Source organism: Daejeonella rubra (assembly GCF_900103545.1).
Lineage (GTDB): Bacteria > Bacteroidota > Bacteroidia > Sphingobacteriales > Sphingobacteriaceae > Daejeonella > Daejeonella rubra.
The window spans coordinates 1-19386 of record NZ_FNHH01000005.1 but is presented as its reverse complement, the minus strand read 5'-3'; the positions used below and the strand labels follow the sequence as shown (position 1 = coordinate 19386).

Annotated in this window: 13 protein-coding genes; all 13 read left to right on the top strand. The window is 36.3% G+C overall.

Features of this window, described 5'->3' with window-relative positions:
- The 13 genes from BLR27_RS04910 (at position 1) to BLR27_RS04845 (ending at position 19149) form a co-directional block, all read left to right on the top strand.
- On the top strand, positions 1-1587 hold the full coding sequence (locus tag BLR27_RS04910; RefSeq protein WP_090701150.1) for a SusD/RagB family nutrient-binding outer membrane lipoprotein: 1587 nt from the start codon (positions 1-3) through the stop codon (positions 1585-1587).
- Positions 1588-1800: 213 nt separating this feature from the next.
- A complete protein-coding gene (locus BLR27_RS04905; protein WP_090701146.1) occupies positions 1801-2856 on the top strand; it encodes an alcohol dehydrogenase catalytic domain-containing protein in 1056 nt (351 codons plus the stop codon).
- A 43-nt stretch (positions 2857-2899) separates the two neighbouring features.
- A complete protein-coding gene (locus BLR27_RS04900; RefSeq protein ID WP_090701144.1) occupies positions 2900-4174 on the top strand; it encodes a DUF5690 family protein in 1275 nt (424 codons plus the stop codon).
- A gap of 9 nt (positions 4175-4183) precedes the next feature.
- Entirely contained in the window at positions 4184-5311 is a 1128-nt protein-coding gene (locus BLR27_RS04895; protein WP_090701141.1) for a TIGR03364 family FAD-dependent oxidoreductase, read from the top strand.
- A gap of 5 nt (positions 5312-5316) precedes the next feature.
- On the top strand, positions 5317-5868 hold the full coding sequence (locus BLR27_RS04890; RefSeq protein ID WP_090701138.1) for a phosphonate degradation HD-domain oxygenase: 552 nt from the start codon (positions 5317-5319) through the stop codon (positions 5866-5868).
- 1 nt (position 5869) lies between these two features.
- On the top strand, positions 5870-6553 hold the full coding sequence (locus BLR27_RS04885; RefSeq protein WP_221406296.1) for a phosphonatase-like hydrolase: 684 nt from the start codon (positions 5870-5872) through the stop codon (positions 6551-6553).
- Positions 6554-6851: 298 nt separating this feature from the next.
- Positions 6852-8072 (top strand): MFS transporter, encoded by a 1221-nt coding sequence (locus BLR27_RS04880; protein WP_090701137.1) that lies wholly within the window; start codon positions 6852-6854, stop codon positions 8070-8072.
- Positions 8073-8452: 380 nt separating this feature from the next.
- Positions 8453-9310, top strand: coding sequence for a UDP-2,3-diacylglucosamine diphosphatase (locus BLR27_RS04870; protein WP_090701127.1), 858 nt, complete (start codon positions 8453-8455; stop codon positions 9308-9310).
- A complete protein-coding gene (locus tag BLR27_RS04865) occupies positions 9307-10392 on the top strand; it encodes a glycosyltransferase family protein (RefSeq protein ID WP_090701126.1) in 1086 nt (361 codons plus the stop codon). The genes BLR27_RS04870 and BLR27_RS04865 overlap by 4 nt, the downstream gene beginning before the upstream one ends.
- A 6-nt stretch (positions 10393-10398) precedes the next feature.
- Entirely contained in the window at positions 10399-11739 is a 1341-nt protein-coding gene (locus BLR27_RS04860) for a GH1 family beta-glucosidase (RefSeq protein ID WP_090701125.1), read from the top strand.
- Positions 11740-11998: 259 nt separating this feature from the next.
- Entirely contained in the window at positions 11999-15169 is a 3171-nt protein-coding gene (locus BLR27_RS04855; RefSeq protein ID WP_090701122.1) for a SusC/RagA family TonB-linked outer membrane protein, read from the top strand.
- A gap of 30 nt (positions 15170-15199) precedes the next feature.
- Positions 15200-16684 (top strand): SusD/RagB family nutrient-binding outer membrane lipoprotein, encoded by a 1485-nt coding sequence (locus tag BLR27_RS04850; RefSeq protein ID WP_090701120.1) that lies wholly within the window; start codon positions 15200-15202, stop codon positions 16682-16684.
- 26 nt (positions 16685-16710) lie between these two features.
- Positions 16711-19149: a bifunctional YncE family protein/alkaline phosphatase family protein gene (locus BLR27_RS04845; RefSeq protein ID WP_090701117.1), complete on the top strand. Its 2439-nt coding sequence runs from the start codon at positions 16711-16713 to the stop codon at positions 19147-19149.
- Positions 19150-19386 lie beyond the last annotated feature (237 nt).

The following is a 19386-nucleotide window of genomic DNA, read 5'->3' as shown; positions in this document are numbered from 1 at the left end:
ATGAAAAGTTTAAAGTATAGTTTAATTCTAATGCTAATAATAAGCTTCATGGGTTGTGAAAAATCTTTTGAAGAATTAGAAGTAGATTCTAACCGGCCAGTAAGCGTTCCTGCATCTTTGGTGCTTCAGTCAGTTCAATATGACATGTATAATAATACTGGTCGTGCATTTAGTGCAGAAATGCGTTGGAATCAATTTTATTGTTCCAATTATAATTACTACGCAACAAATGAATATCAATGGTCTGAAGTAGCTAATCATTTTTTCACCTTAAAAAATGTGATTAAGATGGAAGAAGAGGCTAGGAAAGCTGGATTAGATGCGGTTAATCCCTATTCCGCAACAGCTAAATTTTATAAGGCTTTCTTCTATGATCAAATGTCTAAGCGCGTAGGTGACTTGCCTTTGTCTGAAGGTTTGCAGGGTATAACCGTCCTGAATCCTAAATATGATACCCAAAAACAGGTTTATATTCAGATTTTGAAATGGCTGGAAGAGTCCAATTCTGATTTAAGTGCATTGATAACAAAAGGTAATCAAACACTTACAGGTGATATTTATTTCGGGGGTGATTTAAGAAAATGGCAAAAGGCTGTGAATGCATTCCACTTAAGAATACTTATTCAGTTGAGTAAAAAGGAGGCTGATGCGGACTTAGGTATTAAGACAAAGTTTGCTTCCATTGTTTCAAATCCTGCTAAATATCCTTTAATGATTTCTTTAGGGGAAAGTCTTCAGTTTACATCAAATCAATATAATAAGTATCCATCAAATCCAGATAATTTCGGATTTGATGCTACCAGGCAAAATATGTCAAGAGCCTATATTGAAAGGTTAACAGAACGTAATGACCCCAGAGTTATGGTAACTTGCGAACCAGCTGGATCCCAACTTAAAGCAGGGAAATTAGCATCTGATTTTACTAGTTATGTTGGTGCAAGTTCGGGGGAGGATTTGGCAGATATGTCTTCTAAGGCAGGAACCTCTAATGGTGCAGATTTTGCTCCCGGGCAATATTCATTTCAAAACAGAAAAAGATATTATAACAACTATGTAGGAGAGCCAACATTTTTGGTGGGTTATCCTGAAATGTGTTTCAATATTGCCGAAGGTATCCACAGAAATTGGACAAGCGGAAATGCTTCACAATGGTATGAAAATGGGATCAAGGCATCCATGGATTTTTATGGTATTAAGAATGGTGCAAATACAATGACCTATTCTCGAAATGGAAGTAAAGATGCTATAGAATCAAGAACGTTTAACATTGATTTTAATCTAACTGATTATTTAGCCCAGGCAAATGTTAAATACGAAGCCGGCAATGTCGGTTTAGAGAAAATCTTAACCCAGAAATACCTCGCTTTCTTCATGAATTCTGGCATGGAGGCTTATTTTAACTGGAGGAGAACAAGTTATCCAACATTTTATACTGGTGTAGGTACAGGAAATTCAGGTAGAATTGCTTTAAGATGGATATATCCACTTTCTGAACGTACCAGTAATTCAGTAAATTATAAGGCAGCAATCGATGCTCAATTTTCCGGAAAGGATGATATCAATGATCAAATTTGGTTAGTAAAATAGAAAGTGGTTAGTAAGAACAAAAAGGCGGAATATTTTATTCCGTTTTTTTGTTTATATCGTTCTAATGATTGCTTAACATGATTTTTGTTTATTCGTATTCTGAGTATGTTTAATTAAGATCAATCAAAAGTTAGATCACCTGAAGCAAATTTTTAATTCTCATTAGCCCAAAAAATCTTTAGTGTTTAATTCTAAGGGATAAGATATCAATGAATGAGTAACTCTATTTATGCCAGGTTCGAAATCCCTGGAAAGAAATTGGAATTAATTGAGGAAGAATTACCTGAATTGATGGGAGGAGAGATCTTAGTAAAAAATACTTTCACAACACTCTGCAGGAGCGATTTGTACACTTATAAGGGAGTCAGGAAAGAAAAATCACCCACTATTCTTGGGCATGAAATAACTGGATATATTGTAGCTTTTGGGCCCGATTGCCCAAAGTTTGATAACAGAGGTGAGAAGCTCAAAATAGGAGATAGAATCACCTGGGCAATCTATGCCAGTAATCCTGAAGATCCAAATTCAAAAAAAGGATTCCCACAAAAGGCGAAAAATATCTTTAAATACGGACACGAGCAAATAACTGAGAGTAGTAATTTCCATGGAGGCTTATCTCAATTTACCATAATCAGAAAGCATACTCCGCTTGTAATATTAAAAAATATAGTCTCAGATCATGTCGCAGCCTTAATCAATTGTTCGGTGGCAACCATGGCAGCAGCAGTTCGGTTAGCTGGCGATTTAAGAAATAAGAATGTTTTAATAAGTGGAGCAGGAATGTTGGGAATTGTTGGTAGTGCAATGGCATCCACGTTCGGTGCTGCGGCTGTTTCTACACTTGATATCGATAATAAAAGACTTAAGGTTTCAAAATTATTTGGTTCGAAGTATACAGGTAATAATGTGAGTGATTTTAATAAAAAATTTGACATTATTATCGAAACAAGTGGTGTTCCGGAAGTGATGACTAATTCTCTTCAACATTTGGAAATTGGAGGTATAGCAGTTTGGTTAGGAGCGGTTTTTCCTCAGGCAGACCTAAAAATTAATGCAGAGTTTATTGTAAGAAATCTAATTACTATAAAAGGTTTGCACAATTACAATGATTTTGATTTAGTATCAGCAGTTGATTTTATTGAAAGAAATTATAATGTTTTTGATTTTGAAAAACTTATTGTTGGCGACTTTAATTTACAATCTGTCAATGAGGCTTTTGACTATGCAATTGATCAAAATCCATATAGGGTAGGTATTGTAATACCTTAAAGTTTTTGCTCAATTCTACCCCCATTTTTTATTAAAAATATTCATGAAAGCATTGGAAAATAGGCTTAGCAAGGAAGATCTTAATTTTTTATTGACAGCATCTTCCGCTGCATTTATTACCTATCTGAGTATGTATGCTTTTAGAAAGCCTTTTACTGCAGCTACCTTTGATCAATTATCTCTTTGGGGGATAGATTATAAAATTTTGTTAATTATCTCTCAGTTATTGGGGTATACTATATCAAAATATATTGGGATTAAAATAATTGCTGAATTAAAGCCAGAAAAAAGAACAAAGACATTAATTTATCTGATGTTATTTGCCTGGATTTCTTTATTCTTTTTCGCTATAATACCTTATCCATTTAATTTCCCATTCATGTTTTTAAACGGCCTGCCATTGGGGATGATCTGGGGGGTAGTTTTTAGTTATCTTGAAGGGAGAAGGTTTACTGAGCTTTTGGGAGCTGCAATGGCTTCGAGTTTTATTGTTGCTTCTGGCCTGGTTAAAGGTGTTGGTAGATATACTATAGATCAGTGGTCAGTTCCGGAAGTTTGGATGCCTTTTTTAACTGGCTTTATATTTTTGCCGGCACTTATTTTAGGAGCAAAGCTTTTACACAAATTACCTCCTCCAAGTAAGGAGGATATCTTGTTGCGGACAGAAAGAGTTCCAATGACCTATTTAGACAGGAAATTATTTTTTCGACGCTTCATACCCGGAATTATTTTTTCTGTGTTGATATATGTAGGCCTGACTATTTTCAGGGATCTGAGAGATAATTTTGCAATAGAGTTTTGGACGGGTTACGGATACTCGAATACTCCTGCATTATTGATTTTTTCTGAAATTCCTATTGCAATAGTTGTATTAATAATTATTGCTTTAATGATTTTTATCAAAGACAATAAATTTGCCTTTTTCATGAACCTTATTGTCAACTTATTTAGTGGTATTTTTTTATTGGTTATTACAGTGCTGTTAATGCTCAATAAATTTGATCCTGTTTACTGGATGATCTTATCGGGATTTGCAATGTATCTACCCTATATTATTTTTCATACTGTGTATTTTGAACGCTGGATAGCTTATTTTAAAATCAAAAGTAATATTGGCTTTCTAATGTATATTTCTGATGCTGCCGGCTATTTAGGAAGCACATTTATTTTACTATTTAAAAATTTTAACTCGTATCAAATTTCTTGGATTGATTTCTTTAAGATAAGTGCTTTAGCAACTTCACTATTGATAATAATATTGTCGTTTTTAACTTTTTTTTATTTTAAAAAGCAACATCTTAAATATCAGATTATTTAAAATTGTCATATGAACAAAAGATCAGCAATTGTAGTGGGAGCAGGAATTTTAGGCATGGCAACTGCAAGAGCCCTGGCTATTAAAGGGTATAAAGTTAAAGTAATTGAACGGTCTCAATTCTCACTTGGAGCATCCATTAGAAATTTTGGAATGCTTTGGCCTATTGGTCAGCCTGATGGGCAACTCTATGATAGAGCAATCAGATCAAGAGAAATTTGGAAGGAATATTTAAATGCAAGTTCAATTCCATTTAATTCATGTGGCAGTTTGCATCTGGCCTATTCTAATGAAGAATGGAATGTATTGGAAGAGCTTTCTAGCATTTTCAGGGAAAGCGGAAGACCTGTTAATCTTATCAACCCTGAACAGATAGGCAATAGATTTGATGGGATAAACCAGACTAATTTAAAAGGAGGTTTATTTAGCAGTGATGAAGTTATAATCGACCCCAGAGAGGGTATTCGTAATTTACCACTTTACTTGAAGCAGAACTTTGGAATTGAATTTATTTGGGGAACTGCCATTTCAAGAGTAAAACAAGGATCAGTTTTTTCAGGATCGACCAGATTTGATGCGGATTTGATCTTTATTTGCTCAGGAGCGGATTTCGAAGTACTATATCCGGAGGTTTTTAAGCAACATGAAATAACAAAATGCAAATTACAAATGATGCGTTTTGTTTCGGAGAAGCCTGACTATAAATTAGGGACATCCATCTGCGGTGGCTTATCGCTTTTGCATTACAAAAGCTTCACAGCTTCAAAAGCACTGGAAATATTGAAAGCAAAATTGCAGAATGAATTACCTGAGCACCTTAAATGGGGTATTCATGTGATGGTTTCACAAAATATGCAGGGAGAGCTAACGGTTGGCGACTCTCATGAATATGGATTAGATTTTGACCCATTCGACAAACAGTACATAAATCAATTGATTCTAGACTATTTGAAGAATTTGGTCCACATCGATCAATGGAGATTAGTGGAATCATGGAATGGCATTTATCCTAAAATGACCAATGGCAAAACAGATTTGCATATTGAGGTAGATAATGGTGTTCACATATTAAATGGAATTGGTGGAAATGGAATGACTTTGTCATTTGGTTTTGCAGAAGAAATTATTAACAAAATTTAAATTTTATGGTACAACCAGTAACGCAAAAGATTTTTCAGTTGTTTGAAACTAAGGGTGGTTCTATGTATGGAGGCGAAGCAGTAACCCAATTAGAGCATGCACTTCAGTCGGCATATCTAGCTAAATTAGATAATGCAAAGGATAGCTTAATAGTAGCTTCTTTATTGCATGATATAGGACATTTATTACATGATTTGCCAGAAATGGCAAGTGAAGATGGCATAGATGACGTTCATGAAGAATTGGCCGGTGGTTTCTTGACAAAGTATTTTACTGAAGATGTAGTTGAGCCTGTAAAATTACATGTGCAGGCAAAACGGTATTTATGTGCCACTGAGCAAGGCTATTATGAATCTTTATCACAGCCGTCAAAGACAAGTCTTGTATTCCAGGGAGGCATTATGAATGACCAGGAAGTAGAAAATTTTAAAACTAATCCTTTTTATCTGGATGCTATATCGTTGCGAAAATGGGATGACTTAGCAAAAGATCCGGATTTTGTAACTCCACATCTAGTTGATTTTATAACCTCTCTGGAATTAACTTTAAAAAAATAGTATGAGCGTTTTAATGATCGTGTTTGATATGGCAGGGACTACTGTTGATGAAGATAATGTGGTATATAAAACGCTGCAGGATGCAATCGTCCATTATTCTTGTCCTGTAACTTTAGCTCAGGTATTGGAATTCGGAGCAGGCAAAGAAAAGCTTCAGGCCATAATTGATATATTAGAAAATACGGGCTTTAAAGTAAATTCTGAAAATATCGACTTAATCTTTACATATTTCAATGATATGCTGGCAAAGAATTATGATACTTTAAATGTTAAGCCACTTCCTGACGTTGAACGTACTTTTAAGGAGTTGAAGGAAAGAAATATTAAAGTTGTTCTAAATACCGGTTATAATCGCAAGACGGCAGAATCATTAATCGTAAAACTTGGGTGGGAAGAATCTAATCAATTTGATCTGTTAATTACTGCATCTGATGTAAATAATAACAGACCCCAGCCAGATATGATTCTATTAGCTATGTCGAAACTGAGTATTTTGGACCCTAAAAAAGTAATAAAAGTAGGAGATTCTACAGTTGATGTTCAGGAGGGGCAAAATGCAGAATGTTTATTAAGTATTGGAATAACTACAGGTGCTCATACACACGAACAATTGAGGGAAGCTGATCCTGATTTTATTATAGATAACGTTTCTGAGTTGATCGGAATTATTGACTATTTGGATTGAGCCATTAACTATTAAAAAATCAATACCTCAATTTAATATTATTCCTTCCACTATCCTGATATTACAAAAGCCAAAGGCATTTTTATTTTATTAAGGAACTATTTGAAATTTTTTATTCAATCTGTTATTCCAAACGATTAGTAGAAAACTTTAAATTATCATAAAGCCCTGTATACTGATAGGAAAGCAGATTTTATAAAAACCCATAATTAATTGGTTTTTGATTTCAAATAAATTATCTATTTTAATTTATTATTTCAATTAAATCCTAAATATTAAACCATTAATTAATTTAATTATGAATCAAACTGTTAATGCAAATCGCCTATTCCTGGCAAGTTGTTTTGCACTTATTACAACGGCATTTTCGTTTAGTATACGGGCAGGTATCTTAACACAACTGGGAACTGAATTGAATCTGGACACAGTACAACTGGGTCACATCAATCAAATGTGGTTTTTGGGTTTCCCGATATCCATGATCCTGGGTGGAATTTTTTACTCTACCATTGGGCCCAAGTTGATTATGCAAATTGCTCTGTTAGCTCATTCAATTGGTATTGTGTTAACTATTTATGCTACTGATTACTATACCTTACTGATTTCTACACTATTAATTGGTTTGGGCAATGGTTGCACAGAAGCAGCTTGTAATCCAATGATAGCTGATTCTTATTCCGGATTAAATTTTAGCCGTAAAATTAATCGTTTTCACATGTGGTTCCCCGGGGGGATAGTTTTAGGTGCTTTGATCTCAAAATTCATGACTGATGCAAGCATGAGCTGGCAAGCTCAAATTTGGGTGATTCTAATTCCTACCATCATATATGCTGTTTTATTCTTTGGTCAAACTTTTCCAAAACCAAGAATTTCTGAAAATTCTACTCTTGATAACTTCAAGGCGATGTTAAACCCATTGTATTTGTTCATGGCAGCATGTATGGCATTAACTGCAATATCAGAGTTTGGCCCTCAGCAATGGGTTGGTCCAATCCTTGCAAAAGCAGGAGCAAGCCCAATGTTGATTTTAGCTTTAGTAACAGGACTGATGGCTGTGGGAAGGTATTTTGCAGGCCCGCTAATCAAGAATTTGAACACTGTAGGTGTTTTACTGGGTTCTGCAATTTTTGGCGTGATCGGTATTTACATGATGAGCACAATGGATGGTAATATGCTATATGTTGCCGCTGTATTTTATGCTCTCGGAATCTGTTATTTCTGGCCAAACATGATAGGATTCATTGCAGAAAATATGCCTCAAACCGGAGCCCTTGGACTTTCAATTATGGGAGGGATTGGAATGTTCTCTTCTTCCATGTTCCAACCAATTATTGGAGGATGGATCCAGGAAAATAAAATAGTGGCCGTATCACAAGGCTTAGCTGGTGATGCAGCAGATCTGGCTGCAGGTCAGGCAACCTTATCTAATATGCTGCTTTTCCCTGCAATTCTAATCGTAGCATTTGCTGCTTTATATTTATACATGAAAAAACAAAAAACGCTAAGTCCGGCTGTTTGATAATTTTAATAGAGGGGGCATTTGCTCCCTCTGCTTTTACTTTCTGTGTATTCGATTTAAATATTACGGAAATGTTGATGCCTGTAATTTTGCAAAAATTGCAGGCCGATCTTTACATACAAAAACAGGAGATATTAAAATCAAATTCTTGCCTGTCATTACAGTCTTTTCTCAATAAAGCCTAGCTCATTACCCTGTTTCCCAAAGATTTATTCCTAACAATTTGCTGTTACTGAATTAATATTCAGGTAATATGTGTTGTTTATTCTTGTAAAGACTAAAAGGAATGAATTGAATCAAATCTACTCTCAGTTATCAGAACTTCTTTTCTACTTCATCTTTATTCGTTTTTCTAAGATCAATTCAATTTTTAGACATTAATGAATAAACAAAAGAGACAGGTAGATATAATCGTGATCTCAGATGTACACCTCGGTACATATGGCTGCAGGGCAAAGGAACTGCTGCATTATCTAAAATCAATAAAGCCCAAAATTGTTGTATTGAATGGTGACATTATTGACATATGGCAATTCAACAAAAGCTATTGGCCTAAGTCACATATGAAGGTTATAAAGCATATCATGAACTGGCTCAGTAAAGGCGTTAAAGTTTATTATATAACTGGTAATCATGACGAAATGCTTAGAAAGTTCGAGGGTTTCAAAATGGGATCTTTTCATATTCTCAACAAGCTGATACTTGATCTGGACAACCAGGAAAAGGCCTGGATATTTCATGGTGATGTTTTTGATGTGACGATGCAGCATTCAAAATGGCTTGCAAAACTTGGGGCCATAGGTTACGACACATTGATCATTATAAATAGTCTTGCTAACTGGATATCAGAAAGGATATTTAAAAGGGGCAAATTATCATTCTCCAAAAAAATTAAGAACAGTGTCAAGGGAGCTATAAAATTTATAAATGGTTTTGAAGAAACTGCTGCAGATATTGGTATAAGTAAGAATTATCAATATGTTGTTTGTGGTCATATTCACCATCCTGAAATGCGCAGAATAGAACAAACTCATGGAAGTATCATGTACCTGAATTCCGGAGATTGGATTGAAAATCTTACAGCTTTAGAATACCACAATGGTCAATGGGATTTATTTCGCTTCAGCGAATCAGAAAGAATGGCTATGTTGAATGGTACTGAAGAGGAAGCTGAAGAAATGGACATAAAGCAACTATTTAGTCAGATGGTTTCTGAGTTTAATTTAAGAACATCATGAAGATTCTATATGCGATACAGGGAACAGGAAATGGCCATGTTACACGTGCAAGAGAGATCGTCCCTTTGCTAAAGAAAAACCATGATGTTGATATCCTTATAAGTGGTACTCAAGCAGATGTGGGGCTGCAATTTGATATCAAATATCGATTTCATGGCTTAAGTTTCATTTTCGGAAAGAACGGTAATGTAGATATTGCCGAAACCTATAAAAAATCGCGTTTAAAGCAGTTGATGAAAGACATAAAATTACTGCCGGTTAGTGAGTATGATCTGGTTATCAGCGATTTTGAACCTGTTTCTGCCTGGGCTTGTTATCTGTCCGGAAAACCATGTGTTTCAATTAGTCATCAGGCCGCTGTCATCAATAAAAAAGCCCCAAAGGCAAAGAGTTTTGATCCCCTGGGTAAAACTATTCTTCGGACCTATGCTCCTTCAACAAGTCAATATGGCTTCCATTTTTTACCATATGATAGCAATATATTTACTCCGGTAATACGAGCAGAAGTAAGACTGAAAGAACCAATTAATTCAGGTCACTATACCGTTTATCTGCCCGCTTATGATGATGATCGATTAGTAAAAATATTGTCGATGGTAGAAAATGTTGAATGGCAGGTATTTTCTAAACATAACAAGGAGTCATTTCATGAGAAAAATGTTTGGATAAGACCCATCAATAATGAGGAATTTATTGACAGTATGTCAAGTGCAAGCGGTGTTTTCTGCGGAGCAGGATTTGAAACCCCTGCAGAAGCATTGTTTCTTAAAAAGAAACTGATGGTTATACCAATGAAGGGCCAGTATGAGCAGCAATGCAATGCAGAGGCATTGAAAAATCTGGGGGTTCCTGTAATTAAAAGTCTGAAGAAAAAACATCTTCAAAAAATAATCGACTGGGTTTCAAACGGGAAAGTTATTCCGGTAAATTATCCGGATATGACAGAAAAGATATTGACAGATATACTGGAAAAGGAATCACAGGTTTTATCAGTAAAAAAGCCTTCAAAAATTAAGCGTTCCGATTTTATATTATTTCGGAATTCTAATTTCTTTAAGATATTAGAGAAAACTTCTAGTTAGTTTATTTTGATAATTAATAAGTCCGATTTTGGTGAGCAATTTGTCTGGGGAGTAGCAGCTTCAGCATTTCAAACAGAAGGTTCGTGCATTACAGATGGGAAAGGTCTATCAATATGGGATGAGTTTTCAAAAAGGAGAGGTAAAATCTTTAAAGGCCATTCTGCTGATATTAGTTGTGATTTTTACAACCAATATGCCAGGGATATAGCATTGATGAAGTCAATGCATATAAATAACTTCCGATTTTCCTTTTCCTGGTCCAGAATATTTCCCAAAGGAGCTGGTGAGTTAAACAGTGATGGAGTAGCATTTTATGACCGCGTAATAGACCTTTGCCTGGAATTTGGTATAACACCATGGGTTACTTTATATCACTGGGATCTCCCGCTAGCACTTCAGCAGAAAAACGGCTGGGCAAATCGAGAGATCGTTGACCATTTTTCTGATTATGTGTCTTTTTGTATCAGCCATTTTGGTGACAGAGTAAAGCATTGGATGATATTGAATGAGCCAATGGTGTATACCGGTGCAGGATACTTTTTAGGCATTCATGCACCCGGAAAGAGAGGTATGGATAATTTTATTCCTGCGATCCATCATTCAGCACTTTCACAGGCAGCAGGAATCAATATTGCAAAACAACTTAGAAGTGATATTGAAGTTGGAACAACTTTTTCATGTTCAGCCATACATCCTCATACCATCAGGGAAAAGGACATTAAGGCAGCAAATAAAGTGGATGCTCTGGTCAATCGCCTGTTTGTTGAACCTTTATGCGGACTTGGTTACCCGGTTGAAAGCCTTCCCTTTTTAAAAAGGATTGAAAAATTTATGCATCAGGGTGATGAAATCGCATTACAGGCGGTACCTGATTTTATCGGAATACAGAATTATACCAGGGAGGTTGTTAAACATTCCTACTTCACGCCTTATATGAATTCATCATTGGTAAGTGCAAAAAAGAGAGTAAAAGAAGTTACAGACATGGAATGGGAAGTGTATCCTCAGGCTATGCATGAAATGCTTCATCGTTTTTCTAAATATAACTATAAGAAAATCTATGTAACAGAAAATGGAGCAGCTTTTCCTGATTCCGTAGCAGATGGAAAAGTACATGATCCTAAAAGAAAAAATTACCTGCAATCCAATATTGCAGAAATATTGAAAGCTAAGTCGGAAGGCGTAAATGTTGAAGGTTATTTTGTGTGGAGTTTTACTGATAACTTTGAATGGGCAGAGGGTTACCGACCTCGATTTGGATTAGTTCATGTAAATTATGAAACCCAAAAAAGGATCATCAAAGAGTCAGGCCATTGGTACAGTGATTTTTTGTCGGGCAACTGTTAACTTTTTCCTAATCCACAGAGTACCTTTTCTTAATGGACCATATTCTTGGTCACAGGTTCATAATTACAGTATAGTGCTAATGTTGATTAATATTAGGTTAACTGAAGCTTAAAACAAAGGCTGATTTTTATGAAATTATTTTTAACTGGAATATTAAATTGTTTTTTTCATAACCTAAAAAAAACATCAATGGATTTATTTGTTAATATCTGAAAGGGACTTTTGAGCGATAAAAAAATCTCACTCGAAAATCCTTTTTATGAAAAGACAGTTTTTACAAATTATTCTTAAATGTTTTATTCTTCTTATTATAAGTCCATTCGCCTTTTACGTTGAAACATTTGCTCAAAGTTCATTTTCAGGAAAAGTAAAAGACTCGAAAAACGAACCTATCCCCGGAGTAAGTGTTCGTGTCAAAGGAACCACTAATGGTGCAACCACGGATATTAACGGAGAGTTCAAAATAAATGCAAGTTCTAATCAGGGCTATCTTGTTTTTTCATCAATCGGTTATTCAACCATTGAGATCCAAATGGATAACAGGAAGATTTACGAGGTTATCCTTGCTGAAGACAATAAGTTTCTAAATGAGGTTGTTGTAACTGCACTTGGAATTAAAAGAGATGAAAAATCACTTGGATTCGCAGCTCAAACGATTACTGCCGATGCGGTTGTTGATGCCAAAACCAATAATTGGATAAATTCACTTTCCGGTAAGGTTGCAGGTTTAAATATTCAGGGTACTGGTGCCGGACCAATGGGTTCATCAAGAATCACACTCAGAGGTGAATCGTCATTGAATCTTGACAATAATCAGGCCTTAATAGTGGTTGATGGTGTTCCTATCAGTAGCAAGATAACAGGAACCGGATTTAATTCCCACCTTTCTCAGGATAGTCCGGTTGATTATGGTTCAGGAGTTTCAGATATCAATCCTGATGATATAGAAACTGTCACTGTACTTAAAGGACCGGGTGCAACAGCTTTATATGGTAGTCGTGCAGCTGGTGGTGTAATTATCATAACTACAAAGAGTGGGGAGCGTAAAGGCAATGGATTGGGAGTTACATTCAACTCAAATTTTAATATTGAGCAGGTTAATCGTTGGCCTGATTACCAGTTTGAATATGGTGAAGGAAGAACAAATACCTATTACTCCTATTTAGATAGTCCTGATGGAATTAATACAAGTACAACAGTGGCAGCAGGAAGAGCCTGGGGTCCTAAATTTGATGGTCAGAGTTACTATCAGTATGATCCAAATACTCCGGGTAATAAACCAACACAAAAAACACCATGGGTTGCTCATGACGATTATATTTCAGGATATTTCCAAACCGGGCAAACACTATCTAATAGCTTATCCATTGAAGGCGGATCTGAAAAAAGCTCTGCCAGGCTTTCAATTACGCACTTAAAAAACAAATGGATTATTCCAAATACGGGCTTCGAAAGATTAAATGCAGCTCTGTCCTTTAATCAAAAAGTTTCTGATAAATTAAAAATCACTGGAAGAGCTAATTATTCGAATAAAAAGAGTGATAATCTTCCAATGGCAGGATACAATAATCAGACTTTGATGTATTTCCTGATAATTGGTACTACCCCTAACATCAGGCCTGAGTGGTTTAAGCCATACTGGCAACCCGGTTTAGAAAATGTAGTTCAAAAGAATCCCTTTAATCCAGGTCCGGACAACCCTTATTTAGCAATGTATGAAATGCTGAATAAAATGAATAAAAATGGATTAATTGGAAATGTTTCGGCTACTTATGAGATTTCCAAAAAGTTTGATCTATTGCTTAGAACCGGGGTAGATATGTCTAATGAATTCCGTTCTCAGCAAAGGCCATTTAGTATGACCAGATACCCGCGGGGAATGTATCGTGAACAAAATGTGTTTTCTTATGAATCAAATACTGATCTATTACTTTCTTTCAAAGATAAAATTTCATCAAAAATTTCCATCAGTGCGAGTGCCGGTGCAAATACAATGATTCAGCAATATGATTTTGCCGGTGTATATGCAGATCAATTGGCTCAACCGGGTGTTTACCAGATTTCCAATAGCTTAGATCAGGCAGTGGTTGACCCATCCAGAACTAAGAAGTCAATAAATAGTGTTTATGGAAGCACACAGATTGCATTCGATGAAAAAATATTTTTGGATCTGACAGGAAGAAATGACTGGTCGAGTACATTACCCTTTAAGAACAATTCTTTCTTTTATCCATCCGTAAGTTCAAGCTTTATTCTGGATGAAATTTTTGAACTACCAAAGGCAATTACCTTTTCCAAATTCAGAGCATCATGGGCACAGGTTGGTAATGATACCAGACCTTATCAAACAGCGAGGTATTATGATCGTATTTATGGCAATTCATTCACAAACCCTAACCAGCTATTCAATGCAGAGTTAAAACCGGAAATTACTTCGAGTTATGAGTTTGGTTTGGATATGCGTTTTCTAAACAATAGAATAGGATTTGATATTGCTTATTACAATAATAATAGCCGTAATCAGATTTTATCCATTCCATTAGATCCGGTTACTGGATTTTCTACTGCACTAATTAATGCGGGTTTGATCAATAGTAAAGGCTGGGAAGTCCAGATAAACGGAAAGCCAATTTCAAAGGAAAAATTCTCATGGAGTACGACTTTACTTTGGAACAGAAACCGCAGTTATGTAAAGGAATTGACTGAGGGCTTAACTAATCAAATAATCTATCAGCACAATACCAATGTAACTATTGAAGCCCGGGTTGGTGGATTAATGGGAGACATGTACGGAAGAGGATTTCAACGTTCTCCTGACGGTCAGATCATTTACAACTCTGCCAACGGTTTGCCTGCCCCACTTGATCAGGTTGCACGTAAAATGGGTAATGCTTTTGCTGACTGGAAAGGTAGTTTAATGAATGAATTCAGGTATAAAAATATAAATCTGAGCATTTTAATGGATGGACAGTATGGTGGGGAAATGTATTCTCAAACCAACCATAAAAATAACACTCTCGGAAAAACAAGAGTCACTCTTCCTGGTCGGGATAATGGAATTATTGGACAAGGTGTTGTAAAACTTGCAGATGGTTCATTCGTTCCAAATACAAAACTTGCCCAGGCCAGCGCTTATTATGATAACTACTATCAAATCAGCAATGCAGAAACTAACATTTTTGATGCTTCATTTTTAAAGATTAGGGAAGTAAGGTTAGAATTTGGTCTTCCTGCAAATTTGCTTAGAAAATTAGGTGTTCAAAAGACATCCGTAGCTATTTGGGGTAGAGATCTATTCAACTTTACCAAATTCCCTGGATTTGATCCGGAAGGTGGTAATCTGAACAACGGGACTTTAACCCCGGGAGTAGAGTTAACCCAGTTTCCATCTAATCGATTAGTTGGGACTAATCTAACCTTTAAGTTTTAATCTCAATTTGATTTTTATAATTCAACAGACATGAAATTTTCAATTAAAATAGTTACTGCAATACTTTTAGTATTCACTTCCCTCTTATCCTGTACTGATAATTTCGAGGAATTAAATATCGATCCTAACCGACCGAAGGATGTTACACCGGGGATTTTATTAGGCCAGATGCAATATCGTATCGTCAATAGTTCAATTCAAGCTTCCCGAAGTTTTACTCATGAACTAATGCAGGTTGATGCTCCAAGAGCAAGCACTAGCGGACAAGGTTTGCATCGTTATGTAGTTAATCCCGGTCAGGCGGTATGGTCTGCTTTTTATGATCGCTTAACCGATGTGGAAGATATTTATAAGATATCAGATCAACTAAAAGAGAATAATTATAAAGCAATTGCTTTGGTTTATAAAAGCTGGGCCTATTCAATTTTGACTGATTTATATGGAGATGTTCCTTATTCACAAGCTATTAAGGCTTCTGAAGGAAATTTTTCACCAGCTTTTGATAAACAAAAAGATATTTATGTGCAGATCTTAAAAGATCTGGAAACAGCAAATAGCTTATTTGATGATACTAAGGCCCTGACTTACGGAGGTGACATGGTTTATAATGCCAATGCACTTACAGGAAGCAAAAATATTGGGATTCAAAAATGGAAGAAATTTGCTAATTCTCTTAGATTAAGATTATTACTTAGAATTTCTAAGCGTGAAGGTGAAATAAATGTTAGCCAGCAAATTAATTCAATTTTAGCTAACCCTGCCACAAGCCCGGTGTTTGCTGCCAATGCAGATGATGCAATTTTCAGATATCCGGGAACATTTCCTTATTTTAATCCCTACTACCAGGCCCGTACTTTAGACTGGAGGGAAGGTACTTATTTCACGAAGTTTTTTCTTAATCACATGAATGCAGTAAACGACCCAAGGAGAGCAATTTGGGCAATCCCTGTTACGGTAAACGGACAAAGTGTTTATCAGGGTATAGAAAGTGGTTATCCAACGAGTTTAGAATATATAGTGGGTCGGAATTCAAGTTACCCCGATGCATTAAAGACGTCTCCTCTTTTAGGAGTGATGATGACGTACTCGGAGGTAGAGTTTATCAAAGCTGAATTGGCTTTAAAGGGCTACAATACAGGGAAAACTGCACAGGTGCATTATGAGTCTGGCATAACTGCTTCCATGGTTCAATGGGGAGCAAGCATGCCGGCTGGATTTTTGAATTCGGCGGGTATAGCATATAATTCTACAGGTGCTATAGCTCAGCAATTGGAGCAAATTATGCTGCAGAAATACTATGCTTTCTTCTTTGTGGATTATCAGTCATGGTTTGAAAAGCGCAGAACCGGATATCCTGTTTTACCCAGAGGTACAGGTATCCCCGCAGAAAATCTCTTTCCTTCCCGTGTTCCTTATCCTACCTATTTGCAATCTCTGAACTCTTCTAATTTACAGTCGGCGGTTACATCAATGGGCGGAGACCTGAGCACGATAAAAGTTTGGTGGGAAAAATAGTAAATTCATAATCCAAAATCATCGTAATGAAAAGAATATATTTCCTGGGATTTCTTTTTCTGGCATTCAATTCAAATGCACAGAATTTAGCATCCAAACTTGAAGAAAAAACAATACAATTGCCTAATGGCTGGTCATTGTCGCCGGCAGGAAGGTCATTAGAACTTGGCGACCTTCCTTTGAATATTACAGTTTCCCGTTCAGAGAAATTGATGGCAGTCAGTAATAATGGGCAAAGTATACAAACCATACAATTAATCGATCCGAAATCTGAGACCGTATTGGATAAGGTTGAAATACCCAAATCTTTTTATGGGTTAAAATTCAGCGGAGATGATAAATTTTTATTCGCTTCCGGTGGAAATGATAACTGGATCCTTAAATATGAAATAGTCAATTCGAAATTGCAAATCAGGGATACCATTAAACTTGGCAAGCCCTGGCCTGAGAAGATCTCACCTGTCGGGATCGAAATTGATGACAAAACAAACATAATGTATGTTGTTACCAAAGAAAACAATTCGCTTTACCTGGTTGATCTAAGAGATAATAAAATACTGCATAAGGAGAATATTGGCTTCGAAGGATATACCTGTGTATTATCACCTGAGGGGAATATGCTTTACATTTCCTTATGGGGAGGTAAAAAGGTAGCTTTTTTTGATACGAAACTTCGCAAAATTACCGGGCATATCGATGTGTCATTTAACCCGAATGAACTGATCTTAACCCGGGATGGGAAAACATTATATGTTGCAAATTCACAGGATAACAGTGTGTCTGTAATTGATGTTAGTGCTCAAAAAGTAACAGAAGTGCTGGATGCGGCAATATATCCAAATTCACCTATCGGCTCAACAACCAACGGATTGGCGCTTTCAAGTGATGAAAAAACTCTTTTTATAGCGAATGCAGACAATAATTGCCTGTCAGTATTTAATGTCGGCCTAAAGGGTAAAAGTGTTTCAAAAGGCTTTATTCCTGTGGGTTGGTATCCCACCAATGTACGTGTAATAAAGAATAAGATCTTTGTGAGCAATGGCAAGGGATTTTCCTCATTTGCGAATCCACTTGGACCACAGCCGGTGCGTGCAGATGTAAAATCGGAATCGCATAAAGGTGAATTACCTCAGGCAAATAATCGACTACAATACATTGGTAGTTTGATGAAAGGAACGATGAGTATTATCGATGTGCCTTCTGCTGCTGACCTGGAGGTTTACTCAAAAAGTGTTTATAAAAATACACCCTATAAAAAGGATAAAGAGCTGATCACTGATGGGGAAAAAGGAAATCCAATCCCTAGCAAGGTGGGAGATCCTTCACCAATTAAATATGTGTTTTATGTGATTAAGGAAAATCGTACATACGATCAGGTTTTTGGAGATATTAAAGAAGGAAATGGCGATTCAACACTGACACTTTTTGGCGAAAAATATACTCCCAATCAGCATAAACTTGCTAGAGAATACGTACTCCTGGATAACTTCTATGTGGATGCGGAGGTTAGCGCAGACGGACATAACTGGTCTTTGGGAGCTTATGCGACTGATTTTCTTGAAAAAACCTGGCCGACTTCCTACGGCCGCCGTGGTGGACAAAACGATGGATTAGGTCGCCGAACTGTGGCCAATAATAAGGATGGATTTATTTGGGATATGTGTAAGAGACATGGGGTAACTTTTAGAACCTATGGCGTTTTTGCTGATGGATCAAAAGGAAATATCCCGGTTCTGGATGCAGAACATGTTTGCTCAACTTTCACCGGATATTATGACCAGACTGTGAAGGATATTGATCGTTTTGAACAGTGGAAGTCTGATTTTGATGGCCTTATTGCTAAAAATGTAGTGCCTCAATTGAGTACTATACGTTTAGGTGCAGATCATACTCAGGGTCTTGGGGTAGGCAAACCAACTCCATATGCTTGTGTGGCCGACAATGATCTGGCTGTAGGAAAATTAGTTGAACATATCAGCAACAGTTCTATATGGGCACAGTCGGCCATTTTTATACTGGAAGATGATGCTCAGAATGGTCCTGATCATGTGGATGCTCATCGTTCTATTGCCATGGTGATAAGTCCTTATGCCAAGCGAAAATATCATGATGATACGATGTATTCTACTTCAGGGATGTTGAGAACGATGGAATTGATTTTAGGATTGCCACCCATGACACAATATGATGCTGCCGCAATGCCGATGTTCAGGAGTTTTACAAATACCCCTGATAATACCCCATATAAATCTCTTCCTTCATCAATTGATCTAAATGAAACCAATAAAATTGTTTCCAAATGGTCGAAAATATCAGATGGTTTTAATTTCGCTGAAGTTGACAAGAATGATGATCGTTTATTCAACGAAGTGCTTTGGAAAGGCCTGAAAGGTGATGATTCAGAAATGCCTGCACCAAGAAGAAGCGCTTTTCTAAAGCTTGAACAAAAAAAGATGAATGATTAAGTAGAATTTGGCTTAAAGTCTATTTTTTTCAATAAAAGAGCTCCAAATATATTGTTTGGAGCTCTTTTTATACGCGGCTTTGCCGGATACTCTAACCTCAGCAAATTGTCCGGTAATCTGGTATTGCTATAAAAACCTTAACTTAACGTGAGTTCGATATAAGGCTTATTCAAGTTAAAAAGAAAGTTGTAGGGATTTGGTTTGATCAAACTCAAACTGTGATTTGATGGAAGGCTT

What these genes read in the sequence shown, in the direction of transcription:
- BLR27_RS04910 (WP_090701150.1), top strand. Translation starts at nt 1, where the DNA reads ATGAAAAGTTTAAAGTATAGTTTAATTCTAATGCTAATAATAAGCTTC.
- BLR27_RS04905 (WP_090701146.1), top strand. Translation starts at nt 1,801, where the DNA reads ATGAGTAACTCTATTTATGCCAGGTTCGAAATCCCTGGAAAGAAATTG.
- BLR27_RS04900 (WP_090701144.1), top strand. Translation starts at nt 2,900, where the DNA reads ATGAAAGCATTGGAAAATAGGCTTAGCAAGGAAGATCTTAATTTTTTA.
- BLR27_RS04895 (WP_090701141.1), top strand. Translation starts at nt 4,184, where the DNA reads ATGAACAAAAGATCAGCAATTGTAGTGGGAGCAGGAATTTTAGGCATG.
- BLR27_RS04890 (WP_090701138.1), top strand. Translation starts at nt 5,317, where the DNA reads ATGGTACAACCAGTAACGCAAAAGATTTTTCAGTTGTTTGAAACTAAG.
- BLR27_RS04885 (WP_221406296.1), top strand. Translation starts at nt 5,870, where the DNA reads ATGAGCGTTTTAATGATCGTGTTTGATATGGCAGGGACTACTGTTGAT.
- BLR27_RS04880 (WP_090701137.1), top strand. Translation starts at nt 6,852, where the DNA reads ATGAATCAAACTGTTAATGCAAATCGCCTATTCCTGGCAAGTTGTTTT.
- BLR27_RS04870 (WP_090701127.1), top strand. Translation starts at nt 8,453, where the DNA reads ATGAATAAACAAAAGAGACAGGTAGATATAATCGTGATCTCAGATGTA.
- BLR27_RS04865 (WP_090701126.1), top strand. Translation starts at nt 9,307, where the DNA reads ATGAAGATTCTATATGCGATACAGGGAACAGGAAATGGCCATGTTACA.
- BLR27_RS04855 (WP_090701122.1), top strand. Translation starts at nt 11,999, where the DNA reads ATGAAAAGACAGTTTTTACAAATTATTCTTAAATGTTTTATTCTTCTT.
- BLR27_RS04850 (WP_090701120.1), top strand. Translation starts at nt 15,200, where the DNA reads ATGAAATTTTCAATTAAAATAGTTACTGCAATACTTTTAGTATTCACT.
- BLR27_RS04845 (WP_090701117.1), top strand. Translation starts at nt 16,711, where the DNA reads ATGAAAAGAATATATTTCCTGGGATTTCTTTTTCTGGCATTCAATTCA.